This window comes from Rhodococcus sp. 66b (genome assembly GCF_002076325.1).
Taxonomy (GTDB): domain Bacteria; phylum Actinomycetota; class Actinomycetes; order Mycobacteriales; family Mycobacteriaceae; genus Rhodococcus_F; species Rhodococcus_F erythropolis.
The window spans coordinates 376,619-402,959 of sequence record NZ_MUZB01000003.1 but is presented as its reverse complement, the minus strand read 5'-3'; the positions used below and the strand labels follow the sequence as shown (position 1 = coordinate 402,959).

Below are 26,341 nucleotides of genomic sequence, written 5' to 3'. Positions count from 1 at the left end.
AGTGTCCTGACGATCCGTCGCTCGACCATTTCCCGAGAGTAAGGTCGACTAGTCCGTTTTGTCCGCTAATTCAGGGAATGTTCACTCAACCGAGCCAATCGAGAACAGCCGCCGCGGTCCACGACTGTTGCATGCTGCCTAGCGGCTCACCGGTGAAAGGCTCGTAGTACTCGGCAAAACTGCCATCACTGGCCTGCCGCAACCCCTCCGAACGCAAGACGTGCGATCGCTCGGCCCACCCCCGACGCGCGAACGCCCACGAGAACAACCACGTGATCACCGGCCACACTGGGCCACGCCAATACTCCCGAGGACGGAAATCGCCGGAAACCGGAGACGTCGACGGTGGGACGGCAAATCGCATGTCCGGGTGACCACAGAATTTGGGCCCCTCGAAAGTACGCAACAGAGCGCGCTCGGCATCGCGGCTCAGGCCGCCACACAGCAACGGCGCAAACATCGCGATGGTCTCGGTATGAACCCATCGTCCGGTGCGAAGATCGAAATCCTTTGCTGCACCCGATCGTTCATCGGTGGTGGCAATTACGCCCTGCCGGAATCGATCTGCCCAACCGCGCAGATCACGGACGTCGGAGTTTGGTCGCGAATGCTCCTCACCGATAGTTGCCAAAACGTCACATGCCATCGAGAAAACCGCACTGACAAACACGTCCTCCACGGCAAAACTCATGGCAGTGGCGAGTTGAGAATCCTCGTACCTCACGGCCTTCATCTCTTCGAGAAGCCAAAGGTAGCGGTCATATTCGTGATCCGTGGGTCGCTGAGACAAGTCGGTCACCACAGCGAGATCAGCGCGCTGATACGCAGGCACTTGTCCCGCAACAACATTCGCGTATGCCAGATCCCATCGCGGAGAATTGTCCATCCCCGATTCCCACCCGTGATAGAGCGCGATGCGGCCGTTGCCGTCGAGATCGCGGGCCTCCGCCAACCAGCGGTGCCACCGAACCAGATCGCTCCAGCGCCGGTCGAGGAACTCTTCCGCGACCGCACGCGTCGTACGTCCGTGCCGACGCGAATGATCGAGAATCCGCTGCACCGCAATCGCGTGAACGGGGGGTTGGGTGATTCCCGACGTAGCGGTACCCAAAGGAGCATGCGCTGCCAGCGCATTGACATCCCGACGCGTCGGGCCGGGGAAGTAGCCGTCGACACCGTTCGCGAACACGATGTGCGGAATCATTCCGTTCTTCCACTGAGCCGAAAGCAAGGTATCGAGCTCTACTACCGCCCGTTCGACGCTGAGCGGCGCCAAACCTACCGCGACGAACGCGGCGTCCCAGCTCCACATGTGGGGATACAGCTTCGGGGCAGCGCTGGTCATCGTGCCCAGGTCGTTTCCGCGCAGCAGGTAGGCAGCTCGGGCGGCGAGCTGAGTCGGGGTAAATCCGCGGTCGGCCATAGATGTCTATTTTGCGACGCGCGGCGCCTTTGCGCTCATCGAGCACGAATCGGGCGCCGCAACCGCGATAATGTGGCAACACCGTCAGGCGATCTCGAAGTGGAGGGCTTGTGCGCGAGAAGATCAAAGCACTGCTGTTCGACGTCCAGGGCACAGCGACCGATTTTCACAGCACCCTGTGCCGAGAGGCCCGTCGGATCACCGACGCCGACGTCGACTGGCCAAGATTCGTCAATCTCTGGCGCGCTGAGTACTTCGCGAACACCTCCGAGGCCGACGACGCCACAGGCGAATGGGTGACAGTACATTCGGTGTACCGCGAGGCTCTGCGCAAGCTGTTGGCCCGCGAGAGCATCGAACTTTCCGATGCCGAACAGGAAGAACTCACCACCGCCTGGAAATTCCTGGACCCGTGGCCGGACACCGTCGCAGGCCTGACAACCCTGCGCCAGCAGTACACAATCGCTGCCTTGTCCAACGCCGACGTGAATGCCGCAGTCAGCATCTCCCGGCACGGAAATCTGCCATGGCATGCCGTCTTCACCGCCGAAATGGCCGGTGTCTTCAAACCAGATCCGAGGATCTACCACCTGGCTGCTCGATACCTCGGGTTCGACCCGGCCGAGATCATGATGGTTGCCAGCCACAAATATGACATCCGGGCGGCCAAAGCTCTCGGGTTCCGCACAGCCTTCATAGCCCGACCACTCGAATTCGGAGCCAGGGGCAATCCCGATGTGTCATTCTCCGACGAGTTCGACATCAACGCCGAGGACTTTCTCGATCTGGCAGCGCAATTGGTCCACTGATGCCGTGCCTGCGCGTCGTTGCTGGTATTCCTACGTGAAGGAATATCGAAACGGACAGGCGGTTTGGATTTCATGGGCACCAAGGAAGACAGCGCTACCCGCGAACGCAAGGCCCTGCGGTACTCGCTCGTGGTCGCAACGGCGTTGGCTGTGGTCGCCGCATTCTGGGGCTGGATCTCGCAGTCCCAGGTGATCCTGCTCGACGGTGTGTACGCCCTCATCGGAATGGTGTTGACGGCGCTGTCGCTGCGGGTCTCGCGGATAGCCGACTCGGGCCCCACCGCACGCTTCCCGTTCGGTAAGGAGGCATTGATCCCGGTAGTCATCGCTGTCCAGGGCATGGCGCTACTGGCGACGCTCGCCTACGCCGCAGTCGAGGCAGTTCGTGTCATCCTCGCGGGCGGAGCCGACGTCACCGCGGGGTCTCTGGTGGCATACGGCGCTGTCAGCGCAGTGGTGTCGATCATCATCTGGCGATACGTCGGACAAGTCGACCGCACATCTGATCTGCTCGTCGCCGAAGCCAGGCAATGGGGAGCGTCGGCTGCCTTCAGCGCGCTGGTCGCAGTCGGTGCTGTCGCCGCAATGATCCTGGGCCGCACCGATTTCTCCGACGCCGACCGATATGTCGACTCCGTCTTGGTCCTCCTCGGCTGCGCGATGCTGGTCCCGCAACCGTACGCACTTCTGCGAACCGCACTGATCGAACTCCTCGAAGGTGCTCCCGGCGAAAATGTTCAGGCCCGCGTGCACGAAGCCATCACCGCCGTCCGCGACGAATTCGGCTTGGACGAACCGACTCTCACCATGAGCAAGGTGGGTCGCAAGCTGTATATCGAAGCGACGTTCATGGTCGCGCCACACAGCTGGGACATCGACGGTGAAGACGCAGTTCGACGCTCGTTCGCCAACAGCCTCGCCGATCTCCCCTACGAACCATGGCTCAACATCGAACTGACCACAGATCCGGCGCTGATGCTCTAGAGGCGGAATCTCCTCTCGAACAACAGAATCACGACGGCCGGGCCCACCGCACCTTCCCGAAAACGTCCTTGACTCGAAAGTATGTTCGAGTATGATGGGAGATGGAACGGGGGGTTCTCATGACGATCGACATCACCGACGACGCTGTCACTGCCGTGGTCAACAGCTCCGCTGTGGGTGTGCGCGGACGATTGTGGCGGCTGCACCCCACCGACGTCCGCGAGATCGCCATCACCGCGTCAGCGGAAATCCTTCGCCTGGAAGCCATTCGAGTGGCCGCCGTCGACACCCTGACGTTGAACCCGGACGAACAAGTACTCTGCTACCGCGGCACCGGACAATGGCTCGCGAACCACACCATGCTGCAAATCTCCACCGGCAGAAGAATCGCAACCCTAGGCAAAGCCCTACGGTCGTTTCCCGAGATCGAAGACCAATTCGATGCCGGCGACCTCACTTTCGAGCACGCAGCACTGATCGTGGCGTTCTGCGAATCCCCACCCAAAACAATGCCCGACGCCGCGCTACCGTACTGCCGCGACACACTCCTCGCCGCAGCATCCGGCGTCGAAGCGACCACCGTCAAACTGCGCTACGCCATCAGCGTCCTCGAGCACATGTTCGAATCCGACGACATACCGCCAAGCGAAGACACCGATCGGAACGAACTGCGCATCTCCCCGACCCTTAACGGAAGAGTCGCCGTCCGAGGCGATTTCGACGGAGTGACCGGCGAGATGCTTCTCTCCGCCCTCTCCAGCCTCTCCATGCCCACCCCCGCCAAGGACGGCACACCCGACAAACGACCCGCCGCCACACGCAACGCAGACGCCATGGCAGAACTCATCCGGCGCTACCTCGACAACGCTGCCACCGGTATCGACGGCGGCCAACGCCCACACCTGAACGTGCACATCAACGCCAAAGACCTGGCCTACCACCGTGAATGCGCCACAACGGGTGACGGCTCAACACCTGGCCCGTCCGAGGACGACGATCCCGGCATGCCGGATCTCGACATTCCCGATCTCGACAACCAAGATCTCGATGTCGGCCACATGCCCTGGATGGGACCACTGAGCGTCGGCCGCACCCGCATGATCGCCTGCGACTGCATGCTCGGCGCCGTCCTCCTCGACGAAAACGGTGCCCCACTCGACGTCACCCCACTCAAAAGGCTTGTCACCGCGGCACAACGCACCGCACTGATCGCCCGCGACAAAGGATGCGCCTTCCCCGGCTGCGACTGCGTCCCTGCCTGGACCGACGCCCACCACATCAAACACTGGGCAAAAGGAGGACCAACCGTCATGGACAACCTGGTCCTGCTCTGCCGAACCCACCACACCCTGATGCATCGAAAACCCGGATTTACCGGGCAATGGGAAATCCGGATAGGCGCTGATCACTTGCCCTGGTTCATCCCCCCGCCGGGCATCGCCCCCGACCGAAACCCCCGCCGCTCCACCACACGACGCTGAACCCGGAGGTCACCGAGCAACCGCCTCGGTGACCCATTCCGGCATGCTCTCAATTTCCCGCCCACTCCAGAAGATTTTCGGCGGTCCACGTATTGATCACCCGATCCGCTTCGACGCCGCACTTTTCGGCCCGGTCACAGCCGTAGCCCTGCCAAGCCAGCTGACCGGGGGCATGGGCGTCGGTATCGATGGAGAAAAGACAATCGAGATCGCGGGCCAACTCGATCAAACGCGAAGGCGGGTCACGACGCTCCGGTCGGGAGTTGATCTCGACGGCGGTCCCTGATTCTCGGCAAGCCTCGAACACTTTCTCCGCATCGAACTGCGACTCGGGCCGGGTTCCGCGAGCACCCTCGACAAGACGCCCAGTGCAATGCCCGAGAATATCGACACGCGGATTTCGCACTGCAGCAAGCATTCTGCGGGTCATCGCCTCACGTTCGGACCGCAGCTTCGAGTGCACGCTCGCTACCACGATGTCGAGTTCGTCGAGTAGATCGGGATCCTGATCGAGTGAACCGTCCTCGAGGATGTCCACCTCGATTCCCGTGAGGATGCGGAAGGGAGCCAGTTCGGCATTCAAACCGGCTATCACGTCGAGTTGAGAACGTAGGCGCTCCGCGGACAGCCCGTTGGCAACAGTGAGGCGAGGCGAATGATCGGTGAGGGCGCAGTAGTCGTGGCCGAGTGCTGCTGCGCGTCGCATCATCTCTTCGATGGGGCTTCCGCCGTCGGACCAGTCGGAGTGTGTGTGGAGATCGCCGCGCAGCGCTTGGCGCAATGGGCCGTCGCCGATGGGCTCGGCCTGCCCCCGCAGTTCCTCGAGATACTCGGGGACGCCGTCGTACGACTGGGCGATGATCATTGCCGTCTTGGGCCCGATGCCGGTGAGAGCCTTCCAACTGTCGGCCTTCCGGCGAGACTCCTTCTGCTCGTCGGACAATCCAGCAAAGACCTCCGCAGCTCGGCGATAGGCCTTGACGCGGTGCGTTTCAGCGCGTGATCGTTCGAGCCAGTAGGCGATCTCCCGAAGCGCTTCATCCGGTTCCATGAGACCACTGTTCCGTCAGCAGCGGCTCGCGGCAAGCCTTGATCCCCTTACGCTGTGAATATGGACGACCCGAGAGCACGATTTGAAGCCGCGCGGGTGGCTCACCTGGCAACGGCAGATGCGGCCGGCGTTCCGCACATCGTGCCGCTGGTATTCGTTTTGGTCGGCGACACCGTCTATTCCTGCGTCGACCACAAACCGAAGACCACCACCGCACTTCGCAGGCTCCGGAACATCACCGAGACGGGGCGTGCGAGCCTGCTCGTCGATCATTACGACGACGACTGGTCCGCGCTCTGGTGGGTCCGCGTCGACGGACGCGCGGAGGTCCTCGGCCCCGGCACCAAGGAGTCCGAGAGCGCAATCGATGCTTTGGCCGCAAAGTATCCGCAGTACGTAGATCACCGACCGCACGGACAGGTGATAGCCGTCCGCGATGTGGAGTGGTCGTCATGGTCGGCAGCAGCCTAAGGTTCTGTCCTAGTGTTCAAGGAGCGAAAGTGATTGCAACACTCTCAATTCGGGCAAATTGGCGGGGGATCGATGAAACGACGACAGTTACTTCAGCGCGCAGCCACAGGCCTGGCGCTGGTAGCGGGACCTCAGGTGATCGACATGGGTAGCAGTTCCGGAAGCAGCCAAGACGCAACAACCCCGTTGGATGAGCTGTTGCAAGTCGTTTCGCTCTCCCACGTGAACGACCCCGCGACCACGCCGATTTTTCCCGGCGATCCCGCGTTCACTCTCGACACAGCGGCAACCATCGCAGACGACGGCTACTACCTCCAGTACGTCAAGGAGGGTGAACACACGGGCACACATTGGGGCGCACCCGCGCACTTTCAGGAAGGTGGACTCACAGCCGACCAACTCGATCCGGCCGACCTCTTCCTTCCCGCAGTGAAGATCGACATCCGGGACAAGGCTGCCGCCGATTCGGACTATGCGCTCACGGTCGCGGACCTTCAGGAGTGGGAAACGCGCAACGGCAAGATCCCCGATGGAGCGGCCGTAGTTCTCTGGACCGGTTGGGAATCGCGCTGGGGTAGCGAAGAATATGCCAATGCCGATGCCGAGGGTGTCACCCACCAACCCGGATTCTCGGTGGACGCGGCGCAGTGGCTGATAGACACCGGACGCTTGGGCACCCGCGGAGCATTGGGAACCGACACCTTCGGTCCCGACCTCGGAAACGACGAGACCTACCCCGTCTCGACGCTCCTGTACGACAAGCATCGAATCAGCCTGGAGAACTTGAACAATCTTGCCGCCCTGCCAACCACCGGGGCGAGCATCCTTGTCGGTGGCGCGATCAACAAGGCCGGATCGGGTTCACCGGCAACGATCTTCGCACTCTTACGGCGCTAGTCTTCGCGGCGATCGCAGTAGACGACAACAGCGCCCTTTCCGCTTCTCTTCGCCTCGTACATCGCCGCATCGGCTCGGCGGAGAAGAGCGTGTGCACTCAGCGGCTCGTCCGCCAACTCGAACTTCGCGACACCAACGCTCGCACCCACCGACACCGATGTTTCTGCAGTCTGATCAGAACTGAGCGCGTCGACGATCCGGCGGGCTACGACGACGGCGTCGTCGATCGGGCCCTGCAGAAGCACGGTGAATTCGTCGCCGCCGAATCGAGCGACAAATGCACTCTCGGGAACCGCTTCGCGCAGACGCGCCGTGAGGGCAACCAGTAACCGGTCACCGGCCGGGTGCCCGTAACGATCGTTGACCTGTTTGAAGTCGTCCAGATCGACAAGCATCAGCACCCAATCGGAGTTCGTGAGGCGATAGTTCTCGATGGCGCTCGCGAAGTGTTCGTCGAATGCGGCCCGGTTGGCGAGCTCGGTGAGTGGGTCGTGATGCGCTCGGTACCGGAGCTCGTCCTGCGCAGCGGAGATCTGTTGGAGGAGCGCGTCGTTCTCGAGGAGCGTGAGTATCTGGCGCACCAGCGCGAGAACCAGCACGCCGACGCCGAGTATCACGACCACGGCATCGAGGTTGCCGACGATCAGTGCCTGAACAGTCACGATCGTCGCGATCACCGCGATCAACAGATACGGCAGCAGCAACTGAGTCCGATCACTTCGCCACTGCTGTGGCGCGTCGCGGTTCCGAGGCTCGGTTCGCTTCGTCAGCGCCGCCAAGGCGATCAAAGGCGGCCCCGCGATGAACCCGGCATCGGCGATGGTCGGCATACTCTCGGCGCCGATCGCGACCAAGTACGCGTACAAACTGTCCGAAAGGGAGAGCATCACCAACCCGCACCCGAGGAACGTCAGCGGTTCGCGGATCTCGGCAACGGCCTTCGGCCCGATGACCATCAGCAAGACCATCGCGATCAGAACGAAGTCGGTGATCGGATACATCACCGCGACAAGAAACCCGAGAGATCCCGTCGGACCGGTATGAACGACGGCGCCCAGGGCGGTCGTCCACGTGAGGATGAACAATCCACCGACAACGACAAGACCGTCGAGCGTCAGCACGAGCCAGAGATGGATCGGGCCGATCGCCTCACGCCGGGGAGACTCACGTACCAGCGACAGAAGCGCCGGTACGGCAAACACCGGGAACATGAAGAAACCGATGTCCGCGATCGACGGCGACGGAAGTGGTACGTGGAGAACCGAGCGGTAGAACGCCCAGAAGAACATTCCGAGGGTCCAGCCGGCCATACCGAGAGCCATCAGAGTTCGCCAACGACGCTCGACTCCGTGATGGCGCCGCGACGTCCACCAGCACACCACAGTCGCAGTGGCGCCGCCGACGAGCTGTGCGACATCGTCCACCAGAACCGCGGTTCGTGGGCTGAGCAGCCCGGATCCGGCGAGGACGATGACCGCAACAACGACGCCGAGAACCAGCCACGTGCGTCGTGCTCGGAACTGCGTCATCGAAGGGCCCATCGGTGTTCAAGGCGTCACCACCGATTGTCTAGCAGCCGGCATCGTTGCGGCCGGAATGTTTGTGGTGACGAATGCCCGTACGAACCTACCCGATTTGGTAGCGGATTGTTAACTGGACGAACGATCAAGACCGCCCGTCAAGCCACGGCGCTGTATTCCGCTCGGGTCCTACGCCGCTGCGAAGTCCATTTCGCGATGACCCCCTGCGACGGGCTGAACAGGTACACCAGGGCGAATACGATGCCCTGCGTCATCACAACCATGCCCCCGGAAGCTGTGTCGAGGTAGTAGCTGACGTAGATACCCGTAATCGCGCAGATCGCGGAAACCACTGGAGCTATCACCAGCATCCGCGAGAACTTGTCAGTGAGAAGGTAGGCCGTCGCGCCGGGGATGATCAGCATCGCCACCACCAGCACGACTCCGACAGCTTGCAGCGCCACAACGGACGTGAGTGCGAGGACGCCGAGTAGCAGCGCTCCGAGACGCTTAGGCGAAAGACCTATCGCGTTGGCATGGATCGGGTCGAAGGCAAACAACGTCAGATCGCGACGCTTGATCAACAGAATGCTCAACGCCAACGCGCCGAGTATCGCGACCTGCAGAAGATCGGACGAGCTCACCCCCAGCAGGTTGCCGAAAATGATGTGGTTGAGATCGGTCTGGCTGGGGGTCACCGAGATGAGAACCAAACCGAACGCAAAGAGAGTCGTGAAGACGATACCGATCGCGGCGTCTTCCTTGACGCGGCTGGTGTTACGGATCAGTCCGATCAGTGCGACGGCGATCAGCCCGAAGATCAAGGCCCCGATGGCAAATGGAGCGCCGACGACGTAGGCGAGGACAACACCGGGCAGGACAGCGTGCGACACTGCATCACCCATCAGTGACCACCCGATGAGCACCAACCAACAACTGAGCACCGCGCAGACAACCGCCGCCACAACCGCAACGGCCAACGCGCGCACCATGAATCCGTACTGGAGAGGATCAAGTAGCAGTTCTACGAGGTTCATCGATCAGGTCCTGTCCATCACGTCGAGACCGAAAGCCAGGGCGAGGTTTTCCGGTTGAAGCACGGTGTCCGGGTCGGCGTGCACCAGAACCTTGCGCATGAGCAGTACCGCCTCGTCGCAGAGTTTCGGCACCGCGTGGAGGTCATGTGTCGAGACCAAGATCGATCGGCCGTCGGAAGCCAACTCTCGTAGCAGCGTCGAAATCGTTGCCTCGGAACGCTTGTCGACGCCGGCAAAAGGCTCGTCCAGCAACAGTATCGACGCGTCCTGTGCGATACCGCGTGCGACGAACGCGCGCTTCTTCTGACCACCCGAGAGCTGACCGATCTGACGATCCGCAAATTCTGTGAGCTCTACCCGCTCGAGAGCCTCTGCCACCGCCTCGCGATCTGCACGCCGCGGACGTCGCAAGAACCCGAGGTGGCCGTACCTACCCATCATCACGACGTCACGGACACTGATCGGGAAGGTCCAGTCGACGTCTTCACTCTGCGGCACGTATCCGACGCGGCCGCTCTTGCGCGCAGCGGCTGCGTCGAGACCGGCGATTCTCACAGAGCCGTTGTCCGGCTTGATCATTCCCATGATCACCTTGAACAGGGTCGACTTTCCTGAACCGTTCATACCGATCAATCCGCAGACGCTTCCGGAATTCAACGTCAGATCGACATGGTCCAGTGCGTGGACCTCGCCGTAGTGAACACTGACGTTTTCGACGCGAATGGCTTCGTTCATGATTTACCACCGGTCAGACCGCCGAGGATGACGTCGGTGTCGTGGCGAATCATGTCCAGGTAGGTGGGCACGGGACCGTCGGATTCGGACAGCGAGTCGACGTACAGCGTCCCACCGAATTTCGCACCGGTCGCCCCGACAACCTGCTGCATGGGGGCATCCGAGACCGTCGACTCGCAGAAGACGGCGGGAACGGAATTGGCCCGGACGAAGTCGATCGCGGCGATGATCTGCTGCGGCGTCGCCTGCTGCTCGGCATTGACCGGCCAGATGTAGGCCTCGCTGAGTCCCGCGTCCCTGGCCAGATAGGAGAACGCACCCTCGCAACTGACGAGTGCGCGCTGACCTGCGGGCAATGCCGCCAGCCCACTGACCAGGCCGTCCTGAACTGCTTGCAGTTCCGCCTTGTACTTCGCGCCGTTCTCCGCAAATGCCGAGGCGTTGTCCGGGTCGAGGTCGCTGAAAGCAGTCACCATGTTGTCGACGTAAATCTGCGTATTCAACGGAGACATCCATGCATGCGGATTGGGCTTGCCCGCATAGGCGTCGCCGGCGATCGGAATGCCTTCGACGCCGTCGCTGACCACGACGTGTGGCACGTCCAGACCGTTGACGAATTTCGCGAACCACGCCTCGAGGTTCATGCCGTTGTCGAGGATCAGATCGGCTTCGCTCGCCCGCCGAATGTCTCCGGGCGTCGGCTCGTAGCCGTGAATTTCTGCCCCTGCCTTGGTGATCGACTCGACGCGAAGGTGATCGCCGGCAACGTTCTGGGCGATGTCCGACAGCACGGTGAACGTGGTGAGCACCACCGGGCGGTCGTCGTCGGAGCCGGAATTCACCGCAGAACAGCTGGAGAGAAGCAGGGCGGCGAGGGCGGCAATTCCCAGGCGGCGGAAGTTCTTCGCGTCGCGAGTCGTCATGGTCGAACTCTAATATGTGGGTAAACAAATACACAAGTTCGTATAGCCGAACAATTCACACTCGATAGGCTCGGACCATGCGTCCTACTGCCTTGATCACCGGTTCCAGTCGCGGCCTCGGAGCTGCCATCGCACGCGAACTGGCGCCGACACACGACCTGCTGCTCGGTGCACGATCCGCGCAGGCCCTCGAACCGATCTGCGCGGAACTACCCGGATCGACGCCCCTACCCCTCGACCTCACGGACTACGACGCCGTCGCGGTCGCCGCCTCGTCCATCACGACGCTCGACGTGCTGGTACACAACGCCGGCGTGGCCGACATCGGAACCATCGAGGAATCCTCGGTCGATCAGTGGCGACGCACCCTCGAGGCAAACGTCATCGCCGTCGCCGAACTCACTCGTGTCCTCCTTCCTGCCCTCAGGGCAGCCGGTGGCCACGTCGTACTGATCAATTCGGGTGCCGGACTGCGCGCCAACGCCGGCTGGGGCTCGTACGCGGCCAGCAAGTTCGCCCTGCGCGCTTTCGGAGACGCACTGCGCCTGGAAGAGCCGTCCTTGCGGGTCACCTCCATTCACCCCGGTCGGATCGACACCGACATGCAGCGCGACATCGTCGCCGGCGAGGGCGACGAGTACGACCCGGAACGCTTCCTGAAGGCCTCCACTGTGGCGCGTGCCGTACTCACTGCCGTCGAAACACCGTCCGACGCACACCCCACGGAGATCGTGCTTCGACCTACCGGCCGGTAAATCCCCAGTTCGCCGGTAACGGAATGATGACGATGGCCACCCGGATATCGCTTTTCCCGGTACTGGCCCGATACTGACATCAGTTGTCGGACAAAGAGACTGGACTGGTTCTCAGGAGTTCATCGAGAGGTGGTGTGCGATGCATGATCATACGAATACGTGGGGAATTTCCACCGAGGCTTTCCTCGGGTGGTACGTCGCCGCTGCCACCGGAGCGGTGGTGATCGCACTTGTGATCAGAGGCGTCGCCATGCGCAAGCCCACACCTGCATTGCGCACACTCACACCACCGGAGATGGGTGTACTGACCAGCGACGAGCGTGCGGTACGCGCTGCCGTGGCAGAACTCGAGAGTGCTGCATATTCTGCCGGCCAGGGTCAGCATGACCGCTTCACCCGCATCGTCCGCCAGCGGATCGACGACGCCGGTGGAACTGCCGTGCCCTCCCGGCTCGTGCCGACACTTCCGCTGCCCCTGTTGGAGCTTCGTAGTGACCTGGTGCAGGCCGGCTACCTGAACGGCAATCGTGAACACACTTTGACGCGATTGTCCGTGGTACCGGTCGTTATCGTCGCCGTGGTCGGCACGATCAGGACCGGATTCACTGTCGTGAACGAGAACCCGGTGGGATACCTTCCGCTCGTTGTCGTCTGCCTCGCCCTGATAGTCGTAACCCTTCTCCGCCTGAGCCGACGCACTCGTTTCGGCCAGGTCGAATTGAGTCGCCTGAAGGACGAATACTCCTACCTCACACCGAATTTCCAACCGTCGTTTGCTACCTACGGGGCGACGTCGGCGGGTATTGCCGCGGCACTCTTCGGTCCGGGTCGCGACGGCGGTTGGGCACCCGGATGCGGCGGCGGGTCTTCACCGTCCAGTTGCTCGACCTTCTCGAGCACCGTGAGCTGTGGGGGGTGAGTGCGGTGAACAACTACTACTCAGCCGACACGTGGGGGATCCCCAGCCAGACTTTCCTTCAGTGGTACCTGGTGGCGGCTGCCGTCGCGATCGGACTCTCGCTGTACAGCCGAATGACTGCGCGCCGGTCGCCCGTGGTCGTCGACTCGGTCCGTCGGCCGCTCACTCCTCCCGAGATCGGCGCCTTGACCAGTGACTACCAGGCCGTTCTGGCGTCGATGGCTATTCTGCGCAGCGCCGAACTGATCAGCACCGAAGGAAAGACCAAGCTGGCACTCACTGCGGAGGACAAGAGTCGTCTCGACTGGTTCACCCGTACCGTGCACAAGCGACTCGGCAACGGAAAGGTCCCGCTGCGGCAGGTGCGTCTGATGGGACGGCTGAACGTCGCACTCGCACAACTACGTACGACGCTGATCGACGAGGGATACTTGCAACGCCCGCAGGACGGGCTGACTGCTGCCTTTCGGACCGTTCCGATCCTGGCGGTAATTGGTCTCGGCGTAGTCCGTCTCGTCGCCGGCATCGCCGGCGGTAAGCCGGTCGGGTTTCTGCTCCTCACCATCATCGTTCTCGCGCTGATGATTCCACTTCTCCGCATCAAGCGTCGTCGGACAGCTTTGGGCGACAGCGAGCTTCGACGCCTCAAGCACGAAAACTCGTACCTCTCACCGAAACTGCGGCCCGCGTACACGAGCTACGGTCCCTCGCTCGCCGGGCTCTCGGCGGCGCTCTTCGGTTCGGGAGCTCTGGTTCTGATCGATCCCGCGCTGGCGGGAGCAGTGGCTGCGGGCGCCGCGTACAGCCCGGGTGGCGGGGGTTCGAGCTACTACAGTTGTGGCTCCTCATCCGGATCGTCCGGCTCGGACGGCGGTGGCGGCAGCGGTAGCAGTTGCGGCGGCGGGGGGTGTGGGGGATGAGCACGCATGCAGCCGACACGTGGGGGATCCCCAGCGAGGATTTCCTCTACGGCTACATAGCCGTATCGGCCACGCTCATGGTTCTCACTCTGGGGTGGCGTCTGATGATCCGGGCACGCCGGCACGGGTACTCAACCGAGCACGGGTATTCCGCCGAGCAACTGACGCCTCCGGAAGTCGGAATGCTCACCGGCGAGTCACGCGCCATCGCAGCATCGTTGGCAATCCTGCGTAGCGCTGATCTGATCACCACCGACGGCGCTGTCCTGCGCCCGTTGGGCCCTGGCGACGAAACCCTGGACTGGTACACCCTCACCGTGTACCAGCGCCTGGCCCAGCAGGCTCTACCCCATCGTCGGCGGCAACTCGCCGAGCGCATGACGGTGGAAACAGCTCGCCTACGAAACTCTTTGGCGGACCGGGGATACCTGACCTCCGACAGCACCAGGCGTTTAATCTTTCTCTCCACAGTTCCGTTGAAGATCCTGGTGGCCGTGGGTATCGTCCGCGTTGCTTTCGGACTGCACAACGACAAGCCCGTCGAGTTTCTGATTCTCGCCGTACTCGTCACCGGGTTCAGCATCCCGCTGCTCGGGCTCAACTTCGATCGCACCACCTCGGGCAGTGCGGCACGTTCGGAACTGACCACGGCACACGCCTACCTGTCCCCGCGCAACAAGCCTGCCTTCTCCGCCTACGGCCCACGCTTGGCGGGGATGTCCGCCGCTCTCTTCGCCGGTTCGGCGATGCTGATGATCAATCCCGCCTTGGCCTCCGCCGCCGGAATCGGTGCCGACGGCAGCGGAAGTAGCGGGGGTTCGGACGGTGGCGGTTCAGACGGGGGAGGCGGCAGCTGCAGTGGGGGTGGCGGATGTGGCGGCGGCGGTGGTGGATGCGGGGGATAGCCGCGTCCGGGCGAGCAGAAGCGCTGCGGCCTCGGTAGTGATGCCACGTTCCTCGCTCAACGAATACACCTCGTCCAGAGTTCGACCGATCCCTCGGGTTCGTTCGACGACATCGTCTTCGTTCCACCCCAGGACTTCTCGCCCCACGAGGTGAAAGGCTCCGCCTGCGTTCGCGACGAAATCAGGGGCACAGAGAACCCCGCGGCTCCGCAGAACCTCGCCCGCAGCGGCATCGGTCAAGATGTTGTTTGCTGCGCCTGCCACGGCCAGAGTCGGAATCGACGCAGCAGCAGCGGAATCGATGATGCCTCCCATCGCACAGGGAGCAAAGAGGTCACACGACGTTCGAAGTACCTCGTCCGCAGGAACGATCGTGTGCCCCGCAAGAGAAGCCGCCTCGAGGCGCTGCGGGTCCGTATCGGCAACAAGCAGGCGTGCCCCAGCCTGCGCCGCGAGACGCACAACATCTCCGCCGACGGCGCCGAGCCCCTGAACCAGCACCTTTCGGCCGTCGAGTGTTCCGAGTCCACGACGACGCGCCGTGGCCTTCATCGCTTCGAACACGCCCAGAGCCGTGGCGTGCGCGCTGGAACCGGCGCCACCGTTGTCGACCGAACGCCCGAAGACGTACTTGGTGGTGCGACTGAGCTGATCCATGTCGGAAGAGTTGGTGTTGACGTCAGGACCGGTCCAGTAGTTTCCCTCGAGCTTGTCGATGTTCTCCGCGTGAATGTCGAGGATACGAGACCAAGTCGCCGAGTCGATCCGATTGCGCGGTGCGGGCAGTGCTATCACCGACTTCCCGCCACCCATCGGCAGGTCGGAGACCGCCATCTTCAAAGTCATTGCGCCGGACAACTTCCCGGCGTCCGCCAGCGCGTGACCGATCGAGGGGTAATGCGCCGCCCGCGTGCCACCCGACGCCGGTCCCAAACGGGTGGAGTCGATTCGGATCACAAAGGTCGTGCCGGTCTCCCGATCATGTCGGGTGACGGTCAGTTCACCGTCCCAGCGCAGTTCGTCGTCGATGCTCATTGCAGATCCTCTTCTGGTCATGGTTCAGCTGTGCGCGTGCAGTGGTGTTCCCGCGAGTGCGAGCATGGCCTCGCCCAACGCCTCGTTCTGGCTGGGGTGTGCGTGGATGAAACGCCCCACCTCATCGGGAAGTGCTTCCCAGGCGACGGCCAACTGCGCCTCACCGATCAGTTCACCAACCCGGTCGCCTACCAGGTGGACGCCGACGACGGGACCTCTGGTTCCGCTGCGAATCACTTTGATTCCCCCGGTGGTTCGCAGGATCTGACTCTTGCCGTTACCCGCCAGGTCGTAGACGACGGTGGAGATGTCGCCGTACTGCGTGCGCGCCGCCTCTTCGCCGAGTCCGACTGATGCAACTTCGGGATGTGAGTACGTCACGCGAGGAATCAAGTGTTCGGCGACCGGTATCGGATCCTTCCCGGCGATCTGTTCAGCCACAAAGTTTCCTTGTTGGAAACCTCGGTGCGCCAACGCAAGACCGGGCACGATGTCGCCGACCGCGTACACACCGTCCACGGACGTACGGAGGCGTTCGTCGGTAACGACAAAACCCTTGTCGAGGCTGATTCCGTTTTCTTCGAAACCGTTACCGTCCGTGCGGGGTCCGCGGCCGACGGCGACCAACAGTAGTTCGGTATCGGATATCGTTCCGTCGCCTAGTTCGACGCGGACCGAATCGGCTGCTTCTTTCGCGGAAACGATCTTTGTGTCTGTCTTACAGACGATTCCGCGTTTCCGGTAAGCCCGCTCCAGCTGCTTCGACGACCACGGGTCCTCCGCGGCGATCAGTCGCGGGAGTGCCTCGACGATCGTGACTTCGGCGCCGAACGAGCGCCAGAGGCTCGCGAACTCGACGCCGATGACACCGCCACCGAGCACTGTCGCGCTGGTGGGCACCCGGTCGAGTTCGAGCGCCTGGTCACTGGTGAGGATCCGGCGGCCGAGTTCTATGCCGGGCAGTTCCCGCGGATACGAACCGGTGGCCAGAACGAGTGATGTTCCGGTATAGCGGGTTCCGTCGACGTCGATGCTTCGCCCACCGACGTACGTTCCGTATCCGTTGACGATAGTGATCTTGTGTTGCGCCAACAAACCTTGCAGACCGCTGTACAGCCGCTCGACTGTCCCGTTTTTGTAGTCGTGCACCTGCGCGACGTCGATGCCGTCAAAAGATGCTCGGACTCCGAATTGCTCACTGGTGCGTGCCGAATCGGCGACCTCGGCGGAATGCAGCAGCGCCTTGGTCGGGATGCATCCGCGGTGCAGGCACGTTCCGCCGACCTTGTCCGCCTCGATCAGCGTGACCGACAATCCGAGTTGGGCGGCGCGGATGGCGCAGGCATAGCCGCCCGATCCTCCACCGAGGATCACGACATCAATGTGCTGTTCTGCAGTTGTCATCGGAGCCTTGGTCATCGGAGGCTTGGTCATCGGAGGCTTGGTCATCAGAGCCTTCCCAGGACGCGGATCGGGTTCTCGATGTAGTCACCGAACAGCCTCAGGAATCCGCCGGCTTCGCCTCCGTCACAGACGCGGTGGTCGAAGCTCAACGAGATCTGAGTGACCTTACGGACGGTCAACTCGCCGTTCACCACCCACGGCTTGTCGATGATGCGCCCGATCCCCAGAATTGCCGCCTCGGGGTGATTGATGATCGGAGTCGATCCGTCAACCCCGAATACCCCGTAGTTGTTGAGCGTGAACGTGCCGCCGGTCAGGCGGGCGGGTTCGAGTTTGCCGTCGCGCGCAAGGTCGGTGGTCACCCGAAGTGCTTGTGCGAGTTCGACGGTGCTCAGGGCGTCCGCATTTCGAATGACCGGTACCATCAATCCCTTCGGTGTCTGTGCGGCAATTCCCAGGTGGATGCGGGCGTGTCGAACGATCTCGCCTCGAGCAGTATCGACCGACGAGTTCAGTTCGGGGTACTGCGCCAACGCCGCGATGGTCAGCCGAGCCAGGAGCGCCATCAGGCTGATCTTGTCGGAATCGGGCAGTGACTTGTTGATCTCGGCTCGCGCCGCCAACAGTTCGGTGGCGTCGACGTCGACCCAGGTTGTCGCGTCAGGGATCTCACGGCGGCTGGTGGACAGCTTGTCGGCCACCACCTTGCGAAGCCCCTTGATCGGGATGCGTTGGTCGCTCACGTGCGACGTTTCCGTCTCCGGGCCGGTGCTCGACCCGGCCTCGACGTCAGCGCGCGTTATCACCCCGCCGGCACCGGATCCGGAGAGCAAGGAGAGGTCGATATCGTTGTCAAAGGCCAGTTTACGAACGATTGGTGAGATCACGCGTACCGCCGAAGGAGTCCGACGTCGGCGTCTCGGTGCATCCTCGCTGGTGCCGTAGCCGATCAGGACATTGCCCGAACCCGCGCGTTCCTCTTCACGGTAACGCTCGTGGTTGGCCGAAACGACCGCGTCGACACTCTCGCCACCACTCACAGTGATCAACGGCGTGCCCACCTTCAAGGTGTCGCCGTCCTTGCCATGTAATTCGACGACGGTCCCGGCGAACGGGATAGGCACGTCCACAGCAGCTTTCGCAGTCTCGACCTCGACGACGATCTGATCGATGGTGACCACGTCGCCGACCTTGACGTGCCACTCCGCAATATCGGCCTCGGCCAGACCTTCACCCAGGTCGGGGAGCATGAATACCTGATTGCTCATGCCGTCACCGCCCAACGGGTGTCCGGGGCGTCGTTCCACTGCAGACGGTCGACGGCGTCCAGGACCCGGTCGACGCTGGGCAGGTGGTGACGCTCGAGCTTCGGCGCGGGGTAGGGGATGTCGAATCCGCTGACCCTGAGCACCGGAGCGTGGAGATGGTGGAAGCATCGCTCCTGCACGCGAGCAGCAATTTCCGCAGCAACACCGGCAAAGCCCTGCGCTTCTTGGATGACGATGCAGCGTCCGGTCTTTCGCACCGACGCGGTGACCGTCTCGTCGTCGAACGGAACTATCGAGCGGATGTCGATCACCTCGATGTCGCGGCCCTCGGCCGCAGCGGCCTCGGCGGACTTCAGTGCAACCTCCACGGACGGACCGTAGACAACGAGCGTCGCGTCACGACCGGGGCGCCGGACGACGGCGCACCCGATCGGCTCACGTGCGGTCAGTTCGACATCTGCACGGGAGAAATACAGCTTCTTGGGTTCGAGGAAGATCACCGGGTCGGGGTCCTCGATCGCCGAACGTAGCAGTGAGTACGCATCTTCCACCGTGGATGGCGCCACGACCTTCAGGCCGGGGGTGTGCGCGTAGTAGCCCTCGCTGGAATCACAGTGATGCTCCACCCCGCCGATACCGCCGGCAAAAGGAACACGGATGACTATCGGAATCGACAGTGCACCCTTGGTGCGGTTGCGGATCTTTGCGACGTGGGAGGCGATCTGCTCGAATGCCGGATAGGCAAACGCGTCGAACTGCATTTCCACGACCGGACGAAAACCGGCCATGGCCATGCCGATTGCGAATCCGATGATGCCGGACTCGGCGAGGGGAGTGTCGAAGCATCGGTCGTCGCCGAAGTCGCGGGTGAGGCCGTCGGTGACGCGGAAAACGCCGCCCAGGGTGCCGACGTCCTCACCGAAGACGATAACGTTGTCGTCCGCAGCCAGAGAGTCACGTAGCGCGGTGTTGAGGGCCTGAGCCATCGTGAGCATGGGCATGGTCAGTGTCCCCCTGTGTCAGCGGCTTCGGCGGCAAGTTCGGTTTCGAGTTGGGCTTGTTGCTCACGCAATTGCGGTGTCTGCTCGGCGAAGACGTACCGGAACAGATCGAGCGGATCGTGCGGGCGGTCGACGTTCATGCCGGCGCGAAGTGTGGCGGCCTCGGCTTCTGCCTCTGCGGTCAGTGATTCCACGAACGCGTCGTCGATCAGATCGTGTGCGCGCAGATACTTTTCGAGACGCGGCAACGGATCTCGCCCGAGCCAGCTTTCCACCTCGGCACTGTCGCGGTAGCGGGAGGCGTCGTCGGCATTGGTGTGTGCGTCGATGCGATAGGTGTGTGCCTCGACGATCACCGGTCCGTTTCCGCTGCGGACGAAGCGCGCCGCCTCGTCCATGACGGCCATCATCGCAACAGGATCGTTGCCGTCGACCTGCTCGCTGCCGATCCCGTAGCCGACGCCCTTGTGCGCCAACGTCGGTGCTGCGCTTTGACGTGACAACGGGACGCTGATCGCAAATCCGTTGTTCTGCACCAGAAAGACGACCGGCGCCTTGAAGACGGCGGCGAAGTTCAGCGCTTCGTGGAAATCACCCTCACTGGTGGCCCCGTCACCGCAGAGCGCGAGCGCGACGGTGTTCAGGCCCCGTCGGGACTCCCCGTAGGCCACCCCCGCTGCATGCAGCAATTGCGTTGCCAGCGGGGTGCACTGCGGCGCACTGCGCAGCGCTACCGGGTCGTACCCGCAATGCCAGTCACCGGCAAGCATGCTCAGAATCTGCACCGGATCGACACCCCGGGCGGTCAACGCCATCGAATCCCGATAGGTGGGGAAGAGCCAGTCACTCGGCTCCAGACTCATCGCTACCGCGATCTGACATGCCTCCTGCCCTCGCGAGGACGGATACACGGCCAGGCGCCCCTGTTTGGTCAGCGCCGTCGCCTGCTGGTCGAAGCGTCTGCCCAGGAACATCTTTCGATACATCTCGATCAGGCGATCGTCGCTCGGTTTTGCGTAGCGGGCCTCGCTGCGCGTCAGTTCTCCCGCAGGGTCGAGGTACTGCACTGCGGAATCGGCCGGCAGGAACTTTTGATACCGCAGTTCCCCCAAGGGCTCGACAAGAGTCACTTCTACCTCCAGAAGACGTTGTGTCCATCAGTATTCGCACTTCGGCGACGTAATGGCAGAAGGCGTCGAAAATTCAAGACAAACGGCCTATCATGAGGATTCGGGCAGCAATATGTCCATCAACCGACTCGACTACCGAAGCAGGAATGGACAGATGGCCACCGAACCGCACGCTCTCGATGCGATCGACCGCCGCATCATCGCCGAACTGGTCGCAGACAGTCGCACCTCCATGCGTGCACTGGCCGAGAAGGCGCACATATCTCGCGCTCACGCCTACGTCCGCATCGAAAGGCTCGAGGACGCCGGAATCATCACCGGATTCACGACGCGGATCGCCCATGAGAAGGCCGGACTCGGCTCCTCGGCGTACGTGGCGCTCTCGATCAGGCAGCACTCGTGGCGAGGTCTGGCTGCGTCGTTGAAGGCACTGCCGTTTGTCGAGCACTTCTCCCTCCTCGGCGGCGACTTCGACGTTCTGGTGCTGGTTCGAGCCCCGGACAACCAGGAACTACGCCACACCGTTCTCGAAGAACTCCAGGGACTCGACGGGGTTCTCTCGACCAAAACGTGGCTGATCTTCGAAGAAGGCAACGGTCCGGGACCCAACTGGTTGCCCGGCTGATCCGTCTATAGTCGCCGTTAGCAGTTGCACACGGGAGGTGACTCGAATGACCCTGTACGGCCTGGGAATCGGTTGGCGTCCCGAGGTATCCGGAATCATCGCGCAGCTAGACGGCCTGGCATTCTGCGAAGTCATTGCCGAATCCATCGGAACCGAGATACCGCCGCACCTCGGTTCGCTGGGAGTTCCGGTGATCCCGCACGGAATCTCGCTCTCCCTTGGCGGGGCCGAGGCGGTAGATCAGGCTCGGGTCGATCACCTTGCGCATACAGCCCAGCTACTGGACGCCCCCTTGGCGAGCGAGCACATCGCATTCGTGCGGGCGGGCGGCATCGAGGCCGGGCACCTGCTCCCACTACCACGCACCTACGAAGCCGTCGACGCCTTGGTACGCAACATCACCCGGACTCAGGACGGTCTACCGGTGCCGTTTGCCGTCGAAAACGTTGCCGCCCTTTTCGACTGGCCCGACGACGAGTTGACCGAAGGGGAGTTTCTCTCGGAGATCGTCGACCGCACCGGGGCTCTGCTGGTTCTCGACATCGCGAACGTCTATGCCAATGCCCTCAACCGAGGGCGTGATCCCTGGGCCGAGCTGAGCCGGCTACCACTCGAGCGAATCGCATACTGCCACATCGCCGGTGGCAGCATCAGCGACGGCAAATACCACGACACGCATACCGATCCTGTGCCCGAAGCCGTGCTGGAACTCCTTGCGCAGTTCACCGCCGCCGGTCACCATCCCGCGATCATGCTCGAGCGCGACGGAAACTATCCGCCGGCACTGGAATTGCTCGACGAGCTCGATGCCATCGCCGACGCAGCGGGTCTGGATCGCATCACCGCGGGCACCGATTGGTCACGCACATGAGCACGCTCGGTGAGCGTCAAGAAGCGCTTATTCGCGCTCTGGTGGCGGGTGGCGAACTACCCGAAGGCTTCGACAAAGACGATGCTGCCGTTGTCTCGACGGCACTGCTCCGAAAGCGCGCAGGAGAAGTGGCGCACCACCTTCCGGTCGTGCGCCACACTCTCGGCGATCGCTATCTTCGGTTGTTCACAGCGTGGGCCGACGGACGGCCGAAGACGTCTTCCCACGCGGACGCCCAGGCTTTTGTCGCCCACCTCCAGGACATCGGCGAACTGCCTCGCTCGCCCTGGCATCAGAGGTTTCGAAGGCTCTTACGCAAGTGAGACAACGGCTTCGCTGGTGTACATGAGGAACGTCATCGATTCCTGGAAGTACAGCTCGACGGAGTTCGCATCGTGCGAGAGGTAACCGATGGACAGGTCCTGGCCCAGATGCAGTTCGTAGTCACCACCACGCGTCGACAGCAGGAAAGCGCCGTCGATGGCCGGGGCCCAGATGATCTCGCCGTCGAGAACGCGTCGCAGGTGCTCGCGGATGGGGTAGCCGTGATCGGAGGTCTCGTTGATCGCGGTGAACGCGTCGGCGTTCAGGAGCAATGAGTACGGTCCGTTGACACCGGCCAGGCGCAGCGACGTGATCGCCTGGCTGATGGCCTCCGGGTAGTCCTTGGCGTCGATGGGGAGCTTCAATTCCGGGTTGGAACCGCTCGCCCGCACGCCGGTGATGCTGGCTGCGGGGTATCCCTCGAAGATGGCGCGGTCCTCGGCGAACGCGATCTGCTTGGCGGCATCCTTGACCGGCTGCCAGTCGGAGTCCTTGGCGCCGCGTTCGACGTCGTCGATGGCCTGACGGCTGACGGTGAACGGGACCCGCAGTTCGATGACCGGCTGCGACTGACGAGCGTGTGCGATGACGCCGTCGGCCAAGGGATTGATCGGCACCTGATGTCCGAGCGGGATGGCCGCAAGATCGTCACCTGACGGGCCCTCCACGTCCACCACACGACGACCGGCGACGTGGCGCTTGAAGGTACGGCTCGCCTCTTCTTCGATCTCGGCCCAGGCTGCTGCCGAAATGGGTGCTAGGTCGCGGTGCAGGTTTGTCATTGCTGGGCACTCCTTTTGAGGCTGCCGATTCCGAGAGAACCGTCAGAGATGGGCGCTGTGAACGTCGCTTCGGGAACGAGCCTGGTCGGCGCGTCCGGGGGATCGTCGAGAAAGTCCGCCGTCGGAACGAAGAAATTGATTCCGGTGACGGCGGTCGAGAAATCGAGAATGCGGTCGTAGTTGCCGACGGGATTCCCGATGAACATGTTGGTCAGCATCTGCTCGGTGACCGTCGGCGACGCCGAGTAACCGATGAAGTAGGTTCCCATTTCAGCGGAGCCGACGTGGCCGAACGGCATGTTGTCGCGCAGAATCTGGATCTGCTCACCGGATTCGTCTTCGATGACGGTGAGCGCGGTGTGCGAGTTGGCCGGTTTCGTGTCGTCGTCCATCTCGAGATCTTCGAGCTTGGAGCGTCCGATGACGTTCTCCTGCTCCTCGACGGGCAGTGAGTTCCACTCCGACATGTCGTGGAGGTACTTCTGGACGATGACGTAACTGCTGCCTGCGAAGTCCGGATCCTCGTCACCGACGGTGACCGCGACGTATGCGGCCTGCCCGGACGGGTTCTCGGTGCCGTCGACAAAACCCATGAGGTCGCGTTGTTCGAAGTACTTGAACCCGTGGACCTCGTCGATCACCGACGCGGCGCCGGCCAACCTGTTGGTCACAACCGTGGCGAACTCGAAGCACAGGTCCATCTGACGGGCCCGGATGTGGAACAACAGATCGCCCGGTGTGCGGGGAGCGTGGTGTTTGTCACCGGTCAACTCGACAAAAGGATGCAATTCTGCCGGCCGTGGACCCTCGAACAGACGGTCCCACGCATCCGAACCGATGCCGACGACGGCGGCCAAGCCACCGGCGGGAACCCGGAAACCGATCGAGCGTTGCAGTCCGGAAATATCGGCCAGAACGTCGTGAACTGCCTGCTCACCACCCTCGTCGATGGTGAAAACCAGGAAGATCGCAGCTTCGGTGAGCGGGGTCAGCAACGGCTGCGGTATCGCGGGAAGGGCCACTTCGGCCTCGTCGATCTCACTCGTTTCCGCCATGCAGACCAGTATGGACGATTCCGGCAGTCCCGGCATCAGTAGTGGGTAAGACGAGTGAAGGTGTCGCGTTACGGTGTCGCGGCCTGGGCACCCGCATCGAAGCCAGCCGGAATCTCGAAGATCTTTCCGTCGAACCCAGCGCGGTAGAGATGCCCGCTCGCGAATCCGGAATTGCCGCGCCCATAGGTCAACACACTCGACGCCTGCAGTCCGCTGGTGAGCGAGCAGTACTGGCCGGGTCCGTCGATCCGCCACACCTCACCACTGATGTCCGTGGGAACGATTGCGCGATCTCGCGAGTCCAGGGTCAAACCATCTGGAGCAGAGAAGGTTTCGAGACCGCCGAGATCGACCAACGATTCCGAATACCCTGGATTGTCGACGGAGATGCGGCTGACACCCGGGTTTGCGAACGTGCGCGAGACGTAGAGCCAGCGATTATCAGCGCTCAGGGCTGCGCCGTTCGCACTCGGGAAAGTCGCCCACGCCGGGTCGACGGCACCGCCTGGACTGACCTTACCGATCAACGAACCGAAATCGTTGGTGGCATAGATCGTTCCGTCGTGCGCGACGGCGAGGCCGTTTGCAGCGCTCAGACCACCGGCGATCGGCGTCACGGCACCCGAGTTCACGTCCACCCGCGCGACCGACGCAGCACGCGTCAGATCGCCGATCAGCACGCCGGCGTTTGCTCCGGTTCCCACCAGCAGTGAACCGTCCGGGCTCCACGCGAGTGCGCCCGCACCGCCGGGAACCGTCGCGATCGGAACTGCGGCCTGACCAGGCGCGTCGACGCGGAAGATTCGACCACTCACCAGGTCTGTCGTGTACAGGCGACCCTGCCCGTCCACGGTGACACCCTCGAGGGCTGCGCCCGGAATCTGGGCGCTGAGGATTGCGGGGGACGATCCAGGGCAGGGCGGCGCGGCCGCGGCACCGGACACACCCAGAGCCAGAAGCGAACCGGCAACAAGAGCACCGGTGATACCTACCCGAATACCGCGATCGAAGATCCTGGTGCGCATCTGCGCAACGCTAGACCTTCGGCCCGATTTCGCCTAGAGCGACCGAAGGAAAGAGATCAAAAGTTCATTGACCTCGGAAGCACGTTCCTGCTGTACGAAGTGCCCCGCGCCGCCGAGAAGGTGCACACCCCGCAGGTCGGGGACGGTGTCCTTCATGCGGTCCAATGCCTTGGGGCCGCTCATCGCGATGACCGGATCCTCGGCGCCCGCGACGAAGAGCGTCGGGACGTTCACGTGCGCGCCGTCCAAATCCGCACTGCGTTCCCAATTGGCGTCGTACGCCCGGTACCAGTTCAAACCACCTGTGAAACCCGTTGCAGTAAAGGTCTTTACATAAACATCCAGATCGTCCTCGGTGAGCCACGACCACGGCAATGCAGGCGCCTCGGGCAGTACGTCGAGGTAGCCGTTTCCTTCGGCCGGGTTCTTCCAGACGTCGAGGTACCGGTAAGCCCCGGAGAGGGCATGGAAAAGCCGTTGAAGGAACTCACGTGGACGGGCGTCGAGTTCGCGCTCCGCGACACCCGGTTCCTGGAAATAGTGAATGTGCAGAAAATGCTTGCGCGCCATCGCGGCGTAGATGGTCGAGGGTTTTGCGGGAAACCTGTCGGGCGCATAGGGGACCGCCAACGAGACAAGCCCCGCAACACGATCGGGATGGCGCAGAGCGGTGGTCCACGCGACGGGCGCGCCGAAATCGTGGCCGACGACCACCGCTTTGTCGATTCCGAGAGCGTCGAGTAGGTCGATCAGCCGGTTCGCGACGGCATCGTTGGTGTAGTCCTCGACCGCTTCGGGGCGGGTAGTGCCGCCGTAACCGGGCATGTCGAGTGCGATCGCCCGAAAACCCGCTTCCGTCAACGCTGCCGACTGATGCCGATAGCTGTGCCCGAGGCCGGGAAAGCCGTGACACATAACCACAGCTGTCCCAGAACCGGAATCGTCAATCTGCCAACGGAATCCGTCGACATCGATCGTCTTGACCGTCATG

27 protein-coding genes are annotated in these 26,341 nt (G+C 62.6%); 12 read left to right on the top strand and 15 right to left on the bottom strand.

Going from position 1 to position 26,341, the window contains the following annotated elements:
- Positions 1-85 precede the first annotated feature (85 nt).
- The gene (gene ggh / locus B0E55_RS07590) at positions 86-1,423 is read right to left on the bottom strand and encodes a glucosylglycerate hydrolase (RefSeq protein ID WP_080909398.1); all 1,338 of its coding nucleotides are present in this window, start codon (positions 1,421-1,423) and stop codon (positions 86-88) included.
- A 110-nt stretch (positions 1,424-1,533) separates the two neighbouring features.
- Here ggh and B0E55_RS07585 point away from each other — a divergent pair, with 110 nt between their 5' ends.
- The 3 genes from B0E55_RS07585 (at position 1,534) to B0E55_RS07575 (ending at position 4,697) form a co-directional block, all read left to right on the top strand.
- The gene (locus B0E55_RS07585; protein WP_080909397.1) at positions 1,534-2,232 is read left to right on the top strand and encodes a haloacid dehalogenase type II; all 699 of its coding nucleotides are present in this window, start codon (positions 1,534-1,536) and stop codon (positions 2,230-2,232) included.
- Between the two features lie 72 nt (positions 2,233-2,304).
- Entirely contained in the window at positions 2,305-3,216 is a 912-nt protein-coding gene (locus tag B0E55_RS07580) for a cation transporter (RefSeq protein ID WP_080909396.1), read from the top strand.
- A gap of 119 nt (positions 3,217-3,335) precedes the next feature.
- Positions 3,336-4,697, top strand: coding sequence for an HNH endonuclease signature motif containing protein (locus B0E55_RS07575; RefSeq protein ID WP_080909439.1), 1,362 nt, complete (start codon positions 3,336-3,338; stop codon positions 4,695-4,697).
- A 49-nt stretch (positions 4,698-4,746) separates the two neighbouring features.
- Here B0E55_RS07575 and B0E55_RS07570 read toward each other — a convergent pair whose 3' ends face one another.
- Entirely contained in the window at positions 4,747-5,748 is a 1,002-nt protein-coding gene (locus B0E55_RS07570; RefSeq protein ID WP_019746152.1) for a PHP domain-containing protein, read from the bottom strand.
- 60 nt (positions 5,749-5,808) lie between these two features.
- Here B0E55_RS07570 and B0E55_RS07565 point away from each other — a divergent pair, with 60 nt between their 5' ends.
- Together B0E55_RS07565 and B0E55_RS07560 are read left to right on the top strand one after the other, a co-directional pair.
- Positions 5,809-6,219: a TIGR03668 family PPOX class F420-dependent oxidoreductase gene (locus B0E55_RS07565; protein WP_020971441.1), complete on the top strand. Its 411-nt coding sequence runs from the start codon at positions 5,809-5,811 to the stop codon at positions 6,217-6,219.
- Positions 6,220-6,363: 144 nt separating this feature from the next.
- Positions 6,364-7,116: a cyclase family protein gene (locus B0E55_RS07560; RefSeq protein ID WP_021332577.1), complete on the top strand. Its 753-nt coding sequence runs from the start codon at positions 6,364-6,366 to the stop codon at positions 7,114-7,116.
- Here the strand turns inward: B0E55_RS07560 and B0E55_RS07555 are convergent.
- From B0E55_RS07555 to B0E55_RS07540, 4 genes are all read right to left on the bottom strand, one after another.
- Positions 7,113-8,645, bottom strand: a complete 1,533-nt coding sequence (locus B0E55_RS07555) for a GGDEF domain-containing protein (protein ID WP_080909438.1) — start codon at positions 8,643-8,645, stop codon at positions 7,113-7,115. The two genes, B0E55_RS07560 and B0E55_RS07555, sit on opposite strands and share 4 nt — an antisense overlap.
- 149 nt (positions 8,646-8,794) lie before the next feature.
- Positions 8,795-9,673: a metal ABC transporter permease gene (locus tag B0E55_RS07550; RefSeq protein WP_020909820.1), complete on the bottom strand. Its 879-nt coding sequence runs from the start codon at positions 9,671-9,673 to the stop codon at positions 8,795-8,797.
- Between the two features lie 3 nt (positions 9,674-9,676).
- The gene (locus tag B0E55_RS07545; protein ID WP_019746157.1) at positions 9,677-10,408 is read right to left on the bottom strand and encodes a metal ABC transporter ATP-binding protein; all 732 of its coding nucleotides are present in this window, start codon (positions 10,406-10,408) and stop codon (positions 9,677-9,679) included.
- Complete coding sequence (locus B0E55_RS07540; RefSeq protein ID WP_029256784.1) at positions 10,405-11,331, bottom strand: metal ABC transporter substrate-binding protein; 927 nt, start codon at positions 11,329-11,331, stop codon at positions 10,405-10,407. Before B0E55_RS07540 ends, B0E55_RS07545 begins: the two co-directional genes overlap by 4 nt.
- A 77-nt stretch (positions 11,332-11,408) precedes the next feature.
- Between B0E55_RS07540 and B0E55_RS07535 the strand changes: the two genes are divergently transcribed.
- From B0E55_RS07535 to B0E55_RS07520, 4 genes are all read left to right on the top strand, one after another.
- The gene (locus tag B0E55_RS07535) at positions 11,409-12,086 is read left to right on the top strand and encodes an SDR family oxidoreductase (protein WP_070796666.1); all 678 of its coding nucleotides are present in this window, start codon (positions 11,409-11,411) and stop codon (positions 12,084-12,086) included.
- 139 nt (positions 12,087-12,225) lie between these two features.
- Entirely contained in the window at positions 12,226-13,005 is a 780-nt protein-coding gene (locus tag B0E55_RS07530) for a TIGR04222 domain-containing membrane protein (RefSeq protein ID WP_060938774.1), read from the top strand.
- A complete protein-coding gene (locus B0E55_RS07525; protein ID WP_225989606.1) occupies positions 12,939-13,925 on the top strand; it encodes a TIGR04222 domain-containing membrane protein in 987 nt (328 codons plus the stop codon). Before B0E55_RS07530 ends, B0E55_RS07525 begins: the two co-directional genes overlap by 67 nt.
- Positions 13,922-14,830: a TIGR04222 domain-containing membrane protein gene (locus B0E55_RS07520; protein WP_080909395.1), complete on the top strand. Its 909-nt coding sequence runs from the start codon at positions 13,922-13,924 to the stop codon at positions 14,828-14,830. The genes B0E55_RS07525 and B0E55_RS07520 overlap by 4 nt, the downstream gene beginning before the upstream one ends.
- Here B0E55_RS07520 and B0E55_RS07515 read toward each other — a convergent pair.
- Genes B0E55_RS07515 through pdhA form a run of 5 tightly spaced genes read right to left on the bottom strand, consistent with a single transcriptional unit; the run spans position 14,759 to position 20,668 of the window.
- Positions 14,759-15,865 (bottom strand): Glu/Leu/Phe/Val dehydrogenase family protein, encoded by a 1,107-nt coding sequence (locus B0E55_RS07515; protein ID WP_069146759.1) that lies wholly within the window; start codon positions 15,863-15,865, stop codon positions 14,759-14,761. The two genes, B0E55_RS07520 and B0E55_RS07515, sit on opposite strands and share 72 nt — an antisense overlap.
- Positions 15,866-15,889: 24 nt before the next feature.
- A complete protein-coding gene (gene lpdA / locus B0E55_RS07510) occupies positions 15,890-17,299 on the bottom strand; it encodes a dihydrolipoyl dehydrogenase (RefSeq protein ID WP_198538401.1) in 1,410 nt (469 codons plus the stop codon).
- A gap of 14 nt (positions 17,300-17,313) precedes the next feature.
- Positions 17,314-18,537 (bottom strand): dihydrolipoamide acetyltransferase family protein, encoded by a 1,224-nt coding sequence (locus B0E55_RS07505; RefSeq protein WP_080909394.1) that lies wholly within the window; start codon positions 18,535-18,537, stop codon positions 17,314-17,316.
- Positions 18,534-19,538, bottom strand: a complete 1,005-nt coding sequence (locus tag B0E55_RS07500; protein WP_080909393.1) for an alpha-ketoacid dehydrogenase subunit beta — start codon at positions 19,536-19,538, stop codon at positions 18,534-18,536. The genes B0E55_RS07505 and B0E55_RS07500 overlap by 4 nt, the downstream gene beginning before the upstream one ends.
- A gap of 2 nt (positions 19,539-19,540) precedes the next feature.
- Positions 19,541-20,668, bottom strand: coding sequence for a pyruvate dehydrogenase (acetyl-transferring) E1 component subunit alpha (gene pdhA, locus B0E55_RS07495; RefSeq protein WP_080909392.1), 1,128 nt, complete (start codon positions 20,666-20,668; stop codon positions 19,541-19,543).
- 154 nt (positions 20,669-20,822) lie between these two features.
- On the opposite strand from pdhA, the gene B0E55_RS07490 reads away from it, so the two are divergent.
- From B0E55_RS07490 to B0E55_RS07480, 3 genes are read left to right on the top strand one after another with little or no spacing between them, the layout of a single operon-like run.
- Positions 20,823-21,293 carry an Lrp/AsnC family transcriptional regulator gene (locus B0E55_RS07490; RefSeq protein ID WP_080909436.1) on the top strand — a complete coding sequence of 157 codons (471 nt, stop codon included), beginning with the start codon at positions 20,823-20,825 and terminating at the stop codon, positions 21,291-21,293.
- Positions 21,294-21,339: 46 nt separating this feature from the next.
- Complete coding sequence (locus tag B0E55_RS07485) at positions 21,340-22,164, top strand: DUF692 domain-containing protein (protein ID WP_019746169.1); 825 nt, start codon at positions 21,340-21,342, stop codon at positions 22,162-22,164.
- On the top strand, positions 22,161-22,487 hold the full coding sequence (locus tag B0E55_RS07480) for a hypothetical protein (RefSeq protein WP_019746170.1): 327 nt from the start codon (positions 22,161-22,163) through the stop codon (positions 22,485-22,487). Before B0E55_RS07485 ends, B0E55_RS07480 begins: the two co-directional genes overlap by 4 nt.
- Here B0E55_RS07480 and B0E55_RS07475 read toward each other — a convergent pair.
- The 4 genes from B0E55_RS07475 to B0E55_RS07460 all read right to left on the bottom strand — a co-directional run bounded on the left by B0E55_RS07475 (position 22,476) and on the right by B0E55_RS07460 (position 26,340).
- Entirely contained in the window at positions 22,476-23,270 is a 795-nt protein-coding gene (locus B0E55_RS07475; protein WP_020909834.1) for a family 1 encapsulin nanocompartment shell protein, read from the bottom strand. The genes B0E55_RS07480 and B0E55_RS07475 overlap by 12 nt on opposite strands.
- Entirely contained in the window at positions 23,267-24,325 is a 1,059-nt protein-coding gene (locus B0E55_RS07470; protein ID WP_044480584.1) for a Dyp-type peroxidase, read from the bottom strand. The genes B0E55_RS07475 and B0E55_RS07470 overlap by 4 nt, the downstream gene beginning before the upstream one ends.
- A 68-nt stretch (positions 24,326-24,393) precedes the next feature.
- The gene (locus tag B0E55_RS07465; protein WP_020971457.1) at positions 24,394-25,350 is read right to left on the bottom strand and encodes an SMP-30/gluconolactonase/LRE family protein; all 957 of its coding nucleotides are present in this window, start codon (positions 25,348-25,350) and stop codon (positions 24,394-24,396) included.
- A 33-nt stretch (positions 25,351-25,383) separates the two neighbouring features.
- Entirely contained in the window at positions 25,384-26,340 is a 957-nt protein-coding gene (locus B0E55_RS07460) for an alpha/beta fold hydrolase (protein WP_080909391.1), read from the bottom strand.
- Between the last annotated feature and the right edge of the window lies 1 nt (position 26,341).

Excerpts from the sequence above, each read along its gene's own strand:
- ggh (WP_080909398.1), bottom strand. The coding sequence starts at position 1,423 with ATGGCCGACCGCGGATTTACCCCGACTCAGCTCGCCGCCCGAGCTGCC.
- B0E55_RS07580 (WP_080909396.1), top strand. The coding sequence starts at position 2,305 with ATGGGCACCAAGGAAGACAGCGCTACCCGCGAACGCAAGGCCCTGCGG.
- B0E55_RS07575 (WP_080909439.1), top strand. The coding sequence starts at position 3,336 with ATGACGATCGACATCACCGACGACGCTGTCACTGCCGTGGTCAACAGC.
- B0E55_RS07570 (WP_019746152.1), bottom strand. The coding sequence starts at position 5,748 with ATGGAACCGGATGAAGCGCTTCGGGAGATCGCCTACTGGCTCGAACGA.
- B0E55_RS07565 (WP_020971441.1), top strand. The coding sequence starts at position 5,809 with ATGGACGACCCGAGAGCACGATTTGAAGCCGCGCGGGTGGCTCACCTG.
- B0E55_RS07560 (WP_021332577.1), top strand. The coding sequence starts at position 6,364 with ATGGGTAGCAGTTCCGGAAGCAGCCAAGACGCAACAACCCCGTTGGAT.
- B0E55_RS07555 (WP_080909438.1), bottom strand. The coding sequence starts at position 8,645 with ATGACGCAGTTCCGAGCACGACGCACGTGGCTGGTTCTCGGCGTCGTT.
- B0E55_RS07550 (WP_020909820.1), bottom strand. The coding sequence starts at position 9,673 with ATGAACCTCGTAGAACTGCTACTTGATCCTCTCCAGTACGGATTCATG.
- B0E55_RS07545 (WP_019746157.1), bottom strand. The coding sequence starts at position 10,408 with ATGAACGAAGCCATTCGCGTCGAAAACGTCAGTGTTCACTACGGCGAG.
- B0E55_RS07540 (WP_029256784.1), bottom strand. The coding sequence starts at position 11,331 with ATGACGACTCGCGACGCGAAGAACTTCCGCCGCCTGGGAATTGCCGCC.
- B0E55_RS07535 (WP_070796666.1), top strand. The coding sequence starts at position 11,409 with ATGCGTCCTACTGCCTTGATCACCGGTTCCAGTCGCGGCCTCGGAGCT.
- B0E55_RS07530 (WP_060938774.1), top strand. The coding sequence starts at position 12,226 with ATGCATGATCATACGAATACGTGGGGAATTTCCACCGAGGCTTTCCTC.
- B0E55_RS07525 (WP_225989606.1), top strand. The coding sequence starts at position 12,939 with ATGCGGCGGCGGGTCTTCACCGTCCAGTTGCTCGACCTTCTCGAGCAC.
- B0E55_RS07520 (WP_080909395.1), top strand. The coding sequence starts at position 13,922 with ATGAGCACGCATGCAGCCGACACGTGGGGGATCCCCAGCGAGGATTTC.
- B0E55_RS07515 (WP_069146759.1), bottom strand. The coding sequence starts at position 15,865 with ATGAGCATCGACGACGAACTGCGCTGGGACGGTGAACTGACCGTCACC.
- lpdA (WP_198538401.1), bottom strand. The coding sequence starts at position 17,299 with ATGACCAAGCCTCCGATGACCAAGGCTCCGATGACAACTGCAGAACAG.
- B0E55_RS07505 (WP_080909394.1), bottom strand. The coding sequence starts at position 18,537 with ATGAGCAATCAGGTATTCATGCTCCCCGACCTGGGTGAAGGTCTGGCC.
- B0E55_RS07500 (WP_080909393.1), bottom strand. The coding sequence starts at position 19,538 with ATGCCCATGCTCACGATGGCTCAGGCCCTCAACACCGCGCTACGTGAC.
- B0E55_RS07490 (WP_080909436.1), top strand. The coding sequence starts at position 20,823 with ATGGCCACCGAACCGCACGCTCTCGATGCGATCGACCGCCGCATCATC.
- B0E55_RS07485 (WP_019746169.1), top strand. The coding sequence starts at position 21,340 with ATGACCCTGTACGGCCTGGGAATCGGTTGGCGTCCCGAGGTATCCGGA.
- B0E55_RS07480 (WP_019746170.1), top strand. The coding sequence starts at position 22,161 with ATGAGCACGCTCGGTGAGCGTCAAGAAGCGCTTATTCGCGCTCTGGTG.
- B0E55_RS07475 (WP_020909834.1), bottom strand. The coding sequence starts at position 23,270 with ATGACAAACCTGCACCGCGACCTAGCACCCATTTCGGCAGCAGCCTGG.
- B0E55_RS07470 (WP_044480584.1), bottom strand. The coding sequence starts at position 24,325 with ATGGCGGAAACGAGTGAGATCGACGAGGCCGAAGTGGCCCTTCCCGCG.
- B0E55_RS07465 (WP_020971457.1), bottom strand. The coding sequence starts at position 25,350 with ATGCGCACCAGGATCTTCGATCGCGGTATTCGGGTAGGTATCACCGGT.
- B0E55_RS07460 (WP_080909391.1), bottom strand. The coding sequence starts at position 26,340 with ATGACGGTCAAGACGATCGATGTCGACGGATTCCGTTGGCAGATTGAC.